General features: G+C 67.5%; 9 protein-coding genes. 1 reads left to right on the forward strand and 8 read right to left on the reverse strand.

What is annotated here, in order from left to right; translation table 11 throughout:
* Positions 1-125 precede the first annotated feature (125 nt).
* From AC5P7X_RS19320 to recJ, 6 genes are all read right to left on the reverse strand, one after another.
* Entirely contained in the window at positions 126-1,766 is a 1,641-nt protein-coding gene (locus tag AC5P7X_RS19320) for an acetolactate synthase large subunit (protein ID WP_329843615.1), read from the reverse strand.
* 62 nt (positions 1,767-1,828) lie between these two features.
* On the reverse strand, positions 1,829-3,214 hold the full coding sequence (locus AC5P7X_RS19325) for an NAD-dependent succinate-semialdehyde dehydrogenase (RefSeq protein WP_329843614.1): 1,386 nt from the start codon (positions 3,212-3,214) through the stop codon (positions 1,829-1,831).
* Positions 3,215-4,051: 837 nt separating this feature from the next.
* Positions 4,052-4,834 (reverse strand): helix-turn-helix transcriptional regulator, encoded by a 783-nt coding sequence (locus AC5P7X_RS19330; RefSeq protein WP_053500957.1) that lies wholly within the window; start codon positions 4,832-4,834, stop codon positions 4,052-4,054.
* 154 nt (positions 4,835-4,988) lie between these two features.
* Positions 4,989-6,114, reverse strand: a protein-coding gene (gene prfB, locus AC5P7X_RS19335; protein WP_141750815.1) for a peptide chain release factor 2 whose coding sequence is annotated in 2 segments (ribosomal slippage) — positions 4,989-6,038 and positions 6,040-6,114 — 1,125 coding nt in all. Because the reading frame shifts where the segments join, the coding sequence is not laid out codon by codon here.
* A 253-nt stretch (positions 6,115-6,367) separates the two neighbouring features.
* Positions 6,368-9,280 carry a DUF2135 domain-containing protein gene (locus AC5P7X_RS19340; protein WP_495215267.1) on the reverse strand — a complete coding sequence of 971 codons (2,913 nt, stop codon included), beginning with the start codon at positions 9,278-9,280 and terminating at the stop codon, positions 6,368-6,370.
* Between the two features lie 143 nt (positions 9,281-9,423).
* A complete protein-coding gene (gene recJ, locus AC5P7X_RS19345) occupies positions 9,424-11,181 on the reverse strand; it encodes a single-stranded-DNA-specific exonuclease RecJ (protein WP_206620850.1) in 1,758 nt (585 codons plus the stop codon).
* 158 nt (positions 11,182-11,339) lie between these two features.
* On the opposite strand from recJ, the gene AC5P7X_RS19350 reads away from it, so the two are divergent.
* The gene (locus tag AC5P7X_RS19350; protein ID WP_329842621.1) at positions 11,340-12,380 is read left to right on the forward strand and encodes a DUF1176 domain-containing protein; all 1,041 of its coding nucleotides are present in this window, start codon (positions 11,340-11,342) and stop codon (positions 12,378-12,380) included.
* Positions 12,381-12,440: 60 nt separating this feature from the next.
* Here the strand turns inward: AC5P7X_RS19350 and AC5P7X_RS19355 are convergent, their stop codons facing one another.
* Both AC5P7X_RS19355 and greA read right to left on the reverse strand, forming a co-directional pair.
* Positions 12,441-13,358 (reverse strand): phosphoglycerate mutase, encoded by a 918-nt coding sequence (locus tag AC5P7X_RS19355; RefSeq protein WP_065177615.1) that lies wholly within the window; start codon positions 13,356-13,358, stop codon positions 12,441-12,443.
* Between the two features lie 4 nt (positions 13,359-13,362).
* The gene (gene greA / locus AC5P7X_RS19360) at positions 13,363-13,827 is read right to left on the reverse strand and encodes a transcription elongation factor GreA (protein ID WP_026347191.1); all 465 of its coding nucleotides are present in this window, start codon (positions 13,825-13,827) and stop codon (positions 13,363-13,365) included.
* Positions 13,828-13,833: the final 6 nt, after the last annotated feature.

Here is a 13,833-nt window from a genome sequence, read left to right on the forward strand (position 1 = left end):
GAGGGGGGATGCTGCGCCCGGCACAGCCGGTTGCCCAGCATACCAAAACCGCCCTGCCCCGGCCTGGAGAGGGGTCAGATCCCTTTGCGCAGCAAAGGGATCTGACCCCATCAGCGGATCGGCGCCTACGCGTTCCCGGGGAACGCCTGGCGCAGCTCGTCCACCAGCACCCGCTGGTTTTCCGAGTAATCGATCGGTACCGACACCAGGTGCACCCCGCCGTCGTTGAAGGCCGCCTCCAGCGTCGGGATGACCTGCTCGATGGCGGTCACCTCATGCCCCCTGCAGCCGTAGGCCTCGGCGTACTTGACGAAGTCGGGGTTGCTGAAGGTCATGCCGTAGTCGGTGAAGCCATCCACCGCTTGCTTCCAGCGGATCATGCCGTAGGCGCCGTCATTGAGGATCAGCACCACCAGGTTGAGCCCCAGCCGGCGCGCTGTCTCCAGCTCTTGGCTGTTCATCATGAAACCACCATCACCACACACCGCCAGCACCCGCCGCTGTGGATACAGGATCGAGGCCATGATCGCCGATGGCAGGCCCGCGCCCATGGTCGCCAGCGCGTTGTCCAGCAGCAATGTGTTGGCGACCTGGGTACGGTAGTTGCGGGCGAACCAGATCTTGTACATGCCGTTGTCCAGCGCCACGATGCCGTCCGGCGGCATCACCTGGCGCACGTCGTGCACCAGCCGCTGCGGTGTGAACCCGGCCTCTTCGGCGCGGTCGGCCAGATGCTCGAGGATGGTCGCGCGCAGCGGCAGCAAAGCATCGGCGTTCGGCACCGCGCCTTCGATGCGGTCGGCCAGTTGGGTGAGCGAACGGCCGATGTCGCCGATCACCTCTACCTGCGGGAAGTACACCTGTTCCACCGCCGCCTGCGAGTAGCCGATATGGATCACGGTCGGGCCACCCGGGCGCATCACGAACGGCGGCTTTTCGGTCACCTCGTGGCCGATGGTCACGATCACGTCAGCCTGGTCGATCGCCATGTGCACGTAGTCACGCTCGGTCAGCGCGGCGGTGCCCATGTACAGGCCCGAACCTCCGGCCACCGCGCCCTTGCCCATCTGCGTGGTGAAGAACGGGATGCCGGCGCGCAACACAAAGGCCGACAGCGCTTCACTGGACTGCGGTCGCGACGCCGCCGAAGCGATCATCAACAACGGCCGCTTGGCATTGCGGATGATCTCAGCCGCCCGATCCAGCGCCTCCGGGCTGGCAATGGGACGGTCCACCGCATGCGGCGGAATCAGCGCCACGCCCTCGACCTCATCGGCCGCGATGTCTTCGGGCAGCTCCAGCAGCACCGGGCCCGGGCGCTCCTCCTGGGCGACACGGAACGCCTCGCGGACGATGGTCGGGATCGTGCGCGCCGAGACGATCTGCCGCGCCTGCTTGGTCAGCGGCTTCATCGTGCCGACGATGTCGACGATCTGGAAGCGCGCCTGCTTGCTGGCGACGATGCCCTTCTGGCCAGTGATCATGATCACCGGCCACGCACCGAGCAGCGCATAGGCGGCGCCGGTGGTGAAATTGAGCGCGCCCGGGCCGAGCGTGGCCAGGCACACGCCGGGCTTGCCGGTCAGGCGGCCATAGGTGGCCGCCATGAACACCGCTGCCTGTTCGTGGCGGGTGATGACCAGCTCGATGCTGGAATGGCGCAGCGACTCGACCACGTCGAGGTTTTCCTCGCCGGGAATACCGAAAATGCGCTCGACGCCTTCGTTCTCAAGCGCGGCGACAAGCAGATCTGAACCCTTGGACATCGGATGCCGTCCTTTGTGCTGGACTGATGGTGGATCGTTGCAGGAAGGATGAGAGCCGCGCGTCAATGCTTGTCGAACCACACTGTCTGCGCATTGACGAATTCACGGATGCCGAAGTGCGAGAGCTCGCGGCCGAAACCGCTCTTCTTCACGCCGCCGATCGGCACGCGGGGGTCCGAAGCGGAGAAGCCGTTGACGAACACGCCGCCGGTCTGCAGCCGGCGCGCCAGCTGCATGGCACGGGCGCGGTCGCCGGTCCACAGATTGCCGCTGAGGCCGAATTCGCTCTGGTTGGCCAGTTCCACCGCATGGTCGGCATCGCGGGCGCGGCTGATCGAGGCCACCGGCCCGAAGGTCTCGGTATCGAAGGCCTGCATGCCCGGCTCCACGTCCGCCAGCACGGTGGGCGCATAGAACGCGCCCGGGCGATCGAGCTGATGGCCACCGACGAGCAGCTTCGCGCCTGCGTCCACCGAGGCGCGCACCTGCGCATCCAGCTGCTCCAGCAGGTCCTGGCGCGCCATCGGTCCGATCCGGTTGCCCGCTTCGCGGCCATCGCCGATGGTCAGTGCCTGCACCTTCTGGCAGAACTGCGCGACGAAGCGGTCGTACACCGCGTCTTCAACGATGATCCGCTTTCCGGCGATGCAGACCTGCCCGGTGTTCTGGAAGCGCGAGGCCACCGCCGCATCAACGGCGGCGTCCAGATCGGCGTCGGCCAGCACGATGAATGGATCCGAGCCCCCCAGCTCCAGCACCACCTTCTTCAGCGCCTGCCCGGCCTGGGCGGCGATGCTGCGGCCTGCGGCCACGCTGCCGGTCAGGGTCACTGCGGCGATGCGATCATCGGCGATCGCGCGGCTGGTGCCCTCGCGGCTGATGTTGGCGGCGATGAAGGTGCCTTCCGGCAGCCCGGCATCGCGCCAGGCCGCGTCGAGCAGCTGCGCGGTACCGACGATGTTCTCGGCCGGCTTCAGCAGGAAGCCGTTGCCGCCCATCAGGATCGGCACTGCCGCACGCATCACCTGCCAGTACGGGAAGTTCCACGGCATGATGCCCAGCACCACGCCCAGCGGCAGGTAGGACACGTAAGCCTTGTCGTCGGGCACCTGGGTCGGTTCGTCGCGCAGGAACTGCGCGCCGTGGTCGGCGTACCAGTCGCACAGCACGGCGCACTTCTCGATCTCGGCCAGCGATTCGGCCTGCACCTTGCCCATCTCGGCGGTGGCCAGCGCAGCCAGCTTCTCGCGGTCACGGCGCAGTACGCCCGCCATCGCGCGCAACACCTGCGCTCGTTGTTCGAGGCTGCTGGCGCTCCAGGCAGCGAAGCCAGCCTGGCCGCGATCAAGGATCGCATCCAGCTCGGCATCGGTGGCGAAGGGATGGCTGGCGATCTGCAGGCCGGTGGCCGGATCGCGGGAAATGGCGGTGGTGGGGGCAGCGGACATGCAGGTCTCCTGTTGTCTCGGCAACGGGCAGCGGCCCGTCTTCTGCACAGGAATGTGGACCCGATTGGCGGAGGCAACAAGGCGTCTGCTTATCCTGTGACCTGCACTTACCTGTCTGAATGGGGTTATCGGCAGGGCTGCGCCCTGCACCCGCAGAGGCCAGGGCAACGTCAAGGTCAAAGGCCTGCATTCCGTGGGATGGCGGGGTGGGTCCGGTTGCGGGGGACGGCGTGAATCCCCCTCCGGGGTCCGGCCCAGCCGCCGGCGGCTGGGCGTTCGGGCGCTTGCGAAGCAGTGCTTCGCAAGCAAAGCGCCCTCACCCATGTAGCCTCGGTCGCGCCATCCATGGCGCTCACGCCCCCGCAACCGGACCCACCCCGCCTTCGACAGTTTTCCGCGATCTGTCGGAAATACTCTTGGGGTCAGATCCGTTTTCCGTAGGAAAACGGATCTGACCCCGGAATTTATTTCGATATCTGACAGATGTGTCGACCAAGGTCGACACCTACCTACAGCCACGTGAACCTGTCAAAGGTGGGGCGGTGTCGGAGTGCGGGGTGTCAGCCGCATGGGCCCGAGGCATGCCTCGGGCGGGTTGGGCAGGACGCCCAACCCCGGTCTTGCCGTGTGCGCAGGAAAGCGCACACGAGCAAGCGGCTGCCAAGCCCCCAGGGACGGGTTTACGGCATCCCCGCACTCCGACACCGCCCCGCCATCCCACGGAATGCCCGCTGTTGCTGTTGCTGTTGCTGTTGCTGTTGCTGTTGCTGTTGCTGTTGCAGTTGCTGTCGCTTCGGCCTCTGCGGGTGCAGGGCTGCAAGCCCTGCCGAATACCCCCTACTTCCGCGGCAGGTAGGTCACCAGGGAAAGGTCGTGCCGGCTCTCCGGCACCAGCGCCACGTACTGCAGGTCCAGCAACCCGCGCGTGGGATGGTTGAGCTTCTTCGCACCTTCATCGAACCGCCGCACGTCGTGCTCCGGCCACCACTGGCGGAACTCTTCGCTGTGCGCGGCGATGTCCTCCACCAGCGCCAGGAACGGCGCCTTGTCCGGCGCCTGCGCCATCGCCGCGCGGAAGCCGGCCAGCAGGCCGCGGGTCATTTCTTCCCAATTGAGGATCAGCGTGCGGTACGGCGGGTACAGGAACATCAGCCGCAGCGTGTTGCGCTCATGCGGCGCCAGCTGGCTGTAGTCCACGAACAGATCGGCGATGGCCGGGTTCCAGGCCAGGATATCGAACCGGGTGTTGCGCACATAGGCCGGGATCGGCTGCATCGCTTCGACCAGCTGGCGCAGGCCGTCGGTCACGCTCTCGTCCGGCGATTCCAGCGGTACGCCATAGCCGGACAGCGCGAATGCATAGGCGCGTTCGTCCTCGCTCATGCGCAGCACCTTGGCCAGGCGCTCGAGCACTTCGGGCGAGGCACGCACTTCGCGGCCCTGCTCGATCCAGGTGTACCAGCTGACACTGACCCCGATGGCCAGCGCCACTTCCTCGCGCTTCAGGCCCGGGGTGCGCCGGCGCCCGGCCGGGAGGCCGAGCGTGGCGGGGTCGACACGGGCGCGGCAGGCCTTCAGGAAGCTACCGAGTTCCTTGCGTTCACTTTCGCTGCGCATCATCGCTACCGCCGTACCCGTTGTAGGGTCGAGCCATGCTCGACGCATCTGCTACTGCGCCAACAGCAGCCGAGCATGGGCTCGGCTCTACCGGAAGCGTGATCAGCCACCCTCGGCGTTGCGCACGAGGGTGACGAAATCCGCGCAGGCGCGTCGATCAGGCATCGGCGCGCTTGGAGCCCACGGCCAAACCGGCCTTCAGGCTGGCCTCGACGAACTCGTCCAGGTCGCCGTCCAGCACCTTCTGCGTATCCGAACGCTCGATGCCGGTACGCAGGTCCTTGATGCGGCTCTGGTCCAGCACGTAGTTGCGGATCTGGCTGCCCCAGCCGATGTCGGACTTGGTGGCTTCCACCGCGTCCTTCTCGGCGTTGCGCTTCTGGATCTCCAGTTCATACAGCTTGGCGGCCAGCATCTTCATCGCGTTGTCACGGTTCTGGTGCTGGCTGCGGCCGGTCTGGCACGCCACAACGATGTTGGTCGGGATGTGGGTGATACGCACCGCCGACTCGGTCTTGTTCACGTGCTGGCCACCGGCACCGGACGAGCGGTACACGTCGGTACGCAGGTCGGCCGGGTTGATGGTGATGTCGATGTTGTCATCGATTTCCGGCGACACGAACACCGAGGTGAAGCTGGTGTGGCGGCGGTTGTCCGAGTCGAACGGCGACTTGCGCACCAGGCGGTGCACGCCGGTCTCGGTCTTCAGCCAGCCATAGGCATAGTCGCCTTCCACGCGCAGCGTGGCCGACTTGATGCCGGCGACGTCGCCACCGGAGACTTCCATCAGCTCGGTCTTCCAGCCGCGCGATTCGCACCAGCGCAGGTACATGCGCAGCAGGATCTCGGCCCAGTCCTGGGCTTCGGTACCACCGGCACCGGCCTGGATGTCGACGAACGCCGCCGCATTGTCCATTTCGCCGGAGAACATGCGCTGGAATTCCAGCTTCTCGACGTGCGCCTGGTGCTTGTCCAGGTCGGCGACCACGGCAAGTGCGGTGTCCTCGTCCTGCTCGGACTCGGCCAGCTCCAGCAGTTCAGTCGCGTCGGTCAGGCCATCCAGCACCGACGCGATGCCGCCCACGGTCTTTTCCAGGCTGGAACGCTCGCGGCCCAGGTTCTGGGCGTACTCGGCGTTGTTCCAGACGTCGGGGCTTTCCAGCTCCCGCGTTACTTCTTCAAGACGCTCTTTCTTGGCGTCGTAGTCAAAGATACCCCCGAAGCGACAGCACGCGATCGGTCAGATCGGTGATGCGCTGGCGGACAGGATTCAGTTCGATCATGTCGGCGGTTATGCATTCAAAAGATGACTGGTAATGATACCGCAGGCCGGGGATCCCCGGAATGAGGGCCTGGGCCTGCGCCGGGGAGGCTCGAGCGTGATGCGCCGGCGCTGCATTCAGGCAGGCGGTACCCGCCTTGGCGCAGGGAGCCGGCTGGGCTGCAGCCGACCCCGCACAGGGCCTCCTTGCCCCAGAGCGGCGTCGACGAGGGTCTTCCTTGGCCCACCCTCGGACGGCCACTTGGGGCAGTTGACTATTTAACCTCGAATTCGCCCACCAGCACGGTCTCGGCGCGGTCCTTCAGTCGCATCGTCACCATCTGATCCTTCTGCTTTGCCGTGCCCCAATGGGTGGTCAGGCGCAGCATCAGTGTCGTCGCCCCGGTCACCAGCTGCTGGCGGCTGCCGAAGTAGTTCGCCTCCACCTTGTACTTGCCCGGCTTGGCATTGCGTAGCGAGAACTGCTCGGGACCATAACCGCCGGTGAAGTCCTGCGACATCTGCCCGCCCTGGTAGGTCAGCCGGTTGCCGTAGTAGGCGCGCTCGCCGTTCGGGTCGGTTACCCACAGGTCCATGTCGCTGTTGTCGGCGTCCCACGACAGCACCACGCGCAGGTCCAGCGGCATCGCCTGCAACAGGCGCGGGTCGATGCCGGTGGTATCCAGCCGGGGCGTGCTGCCGGCCACCAGGTTGGTCAGCTCATCCAGCGCGATCAGGGCGATGCCATCGAAGCGGCTGTCCCACGGCCGCACCACCACCTGGTACAGCGGCGCCAGTGCCTGCTGTGGCTTGCCGGCCGCTGCCAGCGCCAGGCCCAGGTCGCGGAAGCTCTGCGGTTCTTCCTGGCCCATCGCCAGCACCTGCTCGAACACCGGCACCGCCAGTGCGGGAGCATCGGCCTGCATCAGTCGGTAACCGAGCACGCGCGGCAGGTGGCGGTTATCCAGATCCATTTCGGCCAGGTTCGACAGCACCCGCAGTGCCAGCTCGCGCTGGCCCTGCTCCAGCAGCAGGTCGGCCACATCGAGGAAGAAGGCGCTGCTGTCGGCGTGGGCATCGCGCTCGGCCAGATAGCGGTCATAGAGCTGCGACGGCGGGCCCTGGCGCAGGCGCCGGGCGATGGCCGAGTCCGGCTGCCAGGCCGCCAGCTGGATGCCGAGCTGGCCATCGTTGGCGGCCGCAGCGGCATCGACCGTGCCGCCGGTGACCACAATCGCATCCAGTGCATTCTCCGACGCGGGCGCCGGACGACGCGCGCGTGCGCTGCTGGCCTGCATGCGCTGTTCTGCCGCCGCGGCCATCGGTGCAGGCGCGGGCGGTGCCGCGGGCGCCGGTGCGACGAGCATCGCCATCGGCGCTGACTCGGCAGGATAGTCGGCCGAAGCAACGTCCAGCGCTGCTTCCTTGGCCCGCGGCGGCGCACCCTTCGGCCAGCTGCGGCTCCACCACTGCTGGCGCTCCTTCCAGCGCGCAGCCACCTGGTCCAAGCGCTCGCGATCAGCAGCGGCGCGGTCAGTCACCTGCCGTGCGAACCGCGCATCGTAGTCCGCGCGCAGCTTGCCGGACGGACGGATGGCATAGCGCAGGTAATCCTCCAGCGTCTCCAGCACGATCAATGAGGTGTCCGGCCCGACCAGGCCAAACTGCTGCGACAGGCGCTGCATGGCCTCGCGGTTGCCGCGGCGGTCAACGGCCAGTTGCTGCAGGCGCGCCTGCGCCCACAGGCCGGCCAGCAGTTCGCCGTCATCGCCTTTCTGCATGGCCGGCAGCGCCTGCCATTCGCCGCCACCCACGCGCACCCGCATCGGCACGCCGTCAGCTGCCAGTCGCGCATGCAGCCACAGCCAACCCTGAGCTTCACTGCGACGGTCGATGACCACGTCCTGCACGCCACGCCCTGCATCGACCTGCACATCCAACGGCGACGACAGCAGCTCACGCGCGGCCGCATCGACATCCTTGCCCAGCGCGACGAAGCGGCCGCCATGCGCTTCACTCCAACCACGCAGTCGCACGGCATCGGTGCGCGCACCGGCACTGCTGACCGCAAACAGGCGCTGATCCGCCGCCATCGCCGGCAGCTGTTCCGGCCCATAGGTCAGCAGGCCATCGCTGACCAGCAGATACTCCTTCACGCCCGGCTGCGGCTGCCACTGTGCCAGCGCGCTGGCACCGTCCGGGCGTACGGCCTGCAGGGCTGCGCGCAGTTCACTCCAGTTGCCGGCGCGGATGCGGAAGCGACGCACCGGCTCGGCGCGATCGCGCAGCACGGTCAAGGCCACGGTGCCGTCGCGCAGCGCAGCGAAATAGCGATCCAGCAGGGCGAACTCACGTGTGTGATCGCGCTGGCCCGCCGAACCGGAGCCATCCCACAGCAGGCCGATTTCGCTCGGCAGTTTGCGCGGCGTGCTGCTGGCCGCCACCGGCAGCTGCGCCAGCAGATAGTGGCCATCCTGCCAGGGCGCCACCTGCACCCGTGCCTGGCGGGTCGCCGGCAGATCCCACTGCAGCTGCTTCGGCAGCTGCGCCCCCTTGCCCTGCCACTGCAGCTGGCCCGCGCTGATGCGGAATGGCGCCGTACCTGCGGTGGTCGTGCCAGGTGCCTGCAGTTTCAGTTCAACCGAGGCTGCACCGGCGGCAAACTGCAGCGGCAGCGTCCACTGCCAGCCTTGGCCGGCGAAGGCCAACGGCTCGCGAATCACCAGCTGCACGCGCCGGCTGCCGCCGGCCGGCAGCGGATAGATACGCAGGCGGAACTGGTTGCCGGCGGTCTGTTCCAGCAGGCCCGGGTCAACGCCGCGGCGGGCAATCTCCTCGAACACCTGGCGGCCGCGGTCCTTCGGCACCGGCACCGCGTCACGCATCTCGCCGTTGATATCCAGCGCGAAGCCGCTGATCTGCTGGCCATCGGCCAAGGGGAACTGCAGCTCACCCTCCAGCACGCGCCGGTTCGGGTTGTGGAATTCCAGGATGATCCGGGTCTGGGCGATGCCCGCCTGGACCTCGCCCTCGATGCGGGCGTGTCGCAGTTGGACCGCCTGCTCAGCCGCCGGTGCGATCAGCAGCGGCGTGGCGGCCTGCGGCCGGGAGATCGGCGGCGACTGCGCGCCAGCGGGCCAGGCCGCAAGGGCCAGCAACAACACAATGCAGCAACGGGCGAAGACCATGACCGGACTCCAGTGGGATCGTGGACCCTTGAACGCACCAGCAGCCGTAACGGGGTTGGGAGACCCAAAAAGGGGACGGAGGGGATTAAGTCGCTTATGCCCTGTTTGCCAGTTGCGACTTAATCCCCTCCGTCCCCTTTTTCTCAGGCGGGCAGGCAGTGTTCGACGATCAGCTGGATGGCGCTGCCGCCGCGATAGTCGTCGCAGGCCAGCCGGTAGGCCAGATGCACGTGGCGGCCAGGGGCATTGCCGTGCCAGCCGCCGAAGTGGATCGCGTTGATCGTGCCAGGCACGCCCGGCAGGCGCAGTTCCAGCTTCAGGTGGCGCTCCTTCAGCACGCGCCAGTTGGCCACTTCGAAGTGGCCGTCGAACAGGGGTTCGGGGAAGCCCTGGCCCCATGGGCCGGCCAACCGCAGCGCATCGGCGTGGCGATGATCGAGCTCGTCCGCGGCCAGTTCGCCGTCGCTGAGCACCTGCTGCTGCAGTGCCGCCGGGTCGAGCATTTCCAGCACCACGGCGACGAAGGCGGCCTTGAAGTCATCAACGTGGTCAAGCCGCAGGCTGAGGCCGGCCGCCATGGCGTGACCGCCGAAGCGGTCGATCAGGCCCGGATGGCGCGCATCGACCAGCGCCAGGGTGTCACGGATGTGCAGCCCGGGAATCGAGCGCGCCGAGCCACGCAGCGTGTCGGCGCCCGGTTCGGCCGGAGCGAAGGCGATCACCGGACGATGCAGGCGATCCTTCATCTTCGAAGCGACCAGGCCGACCACACCGGGATGCCAGTCGGCATCAAACAGGCAGGCGGCCACCGGCCGTTGCCCGGCCATGTCCAGCACCACGCGGGTCAGGGCCTGCTCGGCATCGTCGGTCATCGACTGCTGCACGGCGCGGCGTTCCGCGTTGATCTGCTCCAGCGTCTGCGCGATCTCGCGCGCCTGGCGCGGATCTTCGGTGAGCAGCAGCGCGATGCCCAGCGCCATGTCTTCCAGCCGGCCCGCCGCGTTCAGGCGCGGGCCGAGTGCGAAGCCGATGTCGGTGGCAGTGAGCCGCGCGGCATCACGGCCGCTGGCTTCGATCAGCGCACGCAGGCCAACACAGCCCTGCCCCGCGCGCAGACGGCGCAGGCCCGCGCTGACCAGCGCACGGTTGTTCGGGTCCAGCGCTACCAGGTCCGCAACGGTGCCCACCGCCACCAGATCCAGCAGCGTGGTCAGGTCCGGCCCCTTGCCATCTGCGAAGACGCCGGCCTCGCGCATATGCCGGCGCAGCGCCATCAGCACATAGAAGATCACACCAACACCGGCCAGCGATTTGCTGGGGAAGGCATCGCCATCCAGGTTTGGATCGACGATCACGTCGGCCGGCGGCAGCTGCGGCCCCGGCAGATGGTGGTCGGTGACCAGCACCTGCCAGCCGCGCGCCTTGGCCGCGGTGACACCGGCATGGCAGGCAATACCGTGGTCGACCGTGACCAGCAGGTCCGGCTGCAGCGCGGCCAACTCTTCCACCAGCGACGGTGACAGGCCATAGCCATGCACCATGCGGTTCGGCACCGCGTGGAAGACGTGTTGCGCGCCGAGCATGCGCAGGCCACGCACGCCGACCGCACAGGCGGTGGCGCCATCGCAATCGAAATCGCCGACCACCAGGATGCGCTTGTCGTTGGCGATGGCTTCGATCAGCAGGCCCACTGCATCATCGATACCGGTCAGCAGCTCGGGCGCGTGTAGGCTTCCCAGTTTCGGCAGCGCCAGCTCTGGCGTTCCCGCACCACGGCTGGCATAGAGTCGGGCCAGCAATGGCAGCGTGCCCTCTGGCCAGCTGCCGGGCACGACCACGTCGCGGCGGCGGATCAGCGGTGTATCAGAGGGCGGCTGCGCAGCATCGGCGGCAAGGGACATCGGCATCGCCGGTTACGAGAGACCCGCACATCATAACGTGCACCGCTCCCCCGGTCGGCTGCCGCTGCTGACGAGGCAACTTGGCTCTTCGGCCAGCAGCATTTGGAATTCACGACCGCATCTTCCATGCTTGCCTGCCCTGGAACGGACTTCCATCCATGACCCGCACCCTGCTGACCGCGCTGATGGCACTCACCGTGGCCCCGGCTGCCCACTCCGCGACGCCTGAGCCCAGGCCCGGGGTCGAATTCGAACACAACGACTGGTCGCTGGCCTGTGACAACACCCGCACCTGCCGCGCCGCCGGCTACAGTCCGGAAGAACCCGGCAACCTGCTCAGCCTGATGCTTGAGCGCGCCGGCGGCCCGGGTGCGAAGGTGATCGCGCGGCTGCGCAATGGCGAGGATGGCGAAAGCCCGACGCCGACCGGGGCACTGCGCCTGCGCCTGAACGGCAAGGACCTGGGCGCGGTGCGCGACACCGGCGACGGGGACAAAGTGTTGTTGCAGCAGGCACAGACCGATGCACTGGCCGCCGCACTGCCGCGTCAGGCACGCATCGAGATCATCGACGGCAAGGGCAAGGCCTGGCCGATCTCCGACCGCGGTGCAGCGGCCGTACTGCTGAAGATGGACGAGGCACAGGGCCGGCTGGGCACCCCCGGTGCGCTGGTGCGGCGTGGCGACAAGCCCGAAGCAAGCGTGCCTGCGGCGTTGCCGGTGCCAGTGATCGTGCGCGGCACGCTGGTGGCACCGCGCGCCTCGGACGCGGCACTGGCGAAAGCACCGGGCCTGCGCAAGGCACTGATCGCCAGCCTGCCCAAGCCGGATGAATGCGGCCGCCTGAGCGATGGCGGGACAGATGAAATCGAGATCCAGCGACTGGACGCCCAACATGTGCTGGCAAGCACCAGCTGCTTCGTGGGTGCCTACAACTTCAGCAGCGGCTACTGGGTAGTGCAGGACAAGCCGCCGTACAAAGCACGCTTCGTCACGTCCGATGCAGAAGACTTCGATCGCGACGACGCTACGTTGAGCGGTCGCTTCCGTGGGCGCGGCGTCGGTGACTGCTCCTCCGGCCACGACTGGGCTTGGGATGGCGCGCGATTCGTGAAGAGCAGCGAGTTCACCACCGGGCAGTGCCGGGGCGTTGCGGGTGGGCACTGGACCCTGCCGACGGTGGTCAGCGAGGTGAAATGACACCAGCCGAGCATGGGCTCGGCTCTACAGTAGATCCACGCCATGCGTGGATAGCCCCGCTCAATCGTGCAGCTGGCGCGGCTTCTTCCAGAACTGCCAGCGCTGGCCACGGTCCAGCTGGAATTGCAGGCCGTCCTCGAAGTCCAGTACCAGCCGCTGCAGTTCGCCACGCTTGAGCGCGGCCAGCAGCGGCCGGATCGCATCATTGCCGAGCTGCTGCAAAGAGCGCAGCTGGCGCAGGTCGACCAGCGCATCCACCGCCTGCTCGCCATCCACGGCCACACCAGCCGCCAGGGCCAGGCCCTGCAGCAGCGCGTCCCGGCTGCGCACCTGCGCGTGCGGCGTGCTGACCGACACCGGCATCACGCCACCGCCCCAGAACCACAGCGAATTGATCGGCTGTTGTCCCTGTGCGGCACGCTGCTGGTTCCAGGAATGGTTGTGCAGCAGCACCTGCGCCTCGGTCATCAGCGCCCGCCAGCGACGACCGCCCTCGCCTTCGGGCAGATGCGAGAACAGGTCATCGCCGAGGACCTCGTCGGGGCTGTCGAAGTCCGGCAGCTCGCTGTCGATCGGCAGCCGCAGGTACCAGCGCGAGGGATCGGGTGCGTCGAGCACGAAGCCGGCATCGGCGAACAATGGCTGCAGCACCGGCAGCAACGCGAGGCTGTCGGCCAGCGTCGGCCGCAGTGTTTCGCCGTAGGCCATCATCCGCGCGCCGTGCATGTCCGGCACCATGCAGGCCGGATCGGCACGCAGCCAGCTGGCGCCGGCGGCATCGCCGACGTCGCGCTGGCGGGTCAACGCGGCCACCGGCCAGTGCGGCGCGGCAACCGAGAAATGGCGTGTCAGCTGCGCGCGCTCGCCCGGCAGGACCTGCACCGTCGTGGCACGGCCGAGCGCGCGTGCCACATCGTCCGGCAGCGCAGCCGCGGCAAAGCGGCTGCGTGCAGGCAACAGCAGGGTCGCCGTCGCCACGCGGTCAGTCCACGTAGCTGACGCTGACGATCTCGTACTCGCGCTGGCCGGCCGGGGCGTCGATCACAATCGAATCGCCTTCCAGCTTGCCGATCATCGCCCGCGCCACCGGCGAGGAAATCGCGATCAGGCCCAGCTTGATGTCCGCTTCCAGGTCACCGACGATCTGGTACTTCTTCTCTTCGTCGGTTTCCACGTCGGCCAGCGTGACGCTGGCGCCGAACACCACCTTGGAGCCGGCATTGAGCTTGCTCACGTCGATGATCTCGGCGTGCGACAGCTCGCCCTCCAGCTGCTTGATGCGGCCTTCGATGAAGCCCTGTTCCTCGCGCGCGGCGTGGTACTCGGCATTCTCCTTCAGGTCACCGTGCTCACGCGCTTCGGCGATGGCGGCGATGACCTTCGGGCGCTTGACCGACTTCAGGTGATCCAGTTCGTCGCGCAGCTTCTGCGCGCCCTTCATGGTGATGGGGGC

The sequence above is a fragment of the Stenotrophomonas sp. YJH_SMC_53 genome (genome assembly GCF_059369995.1).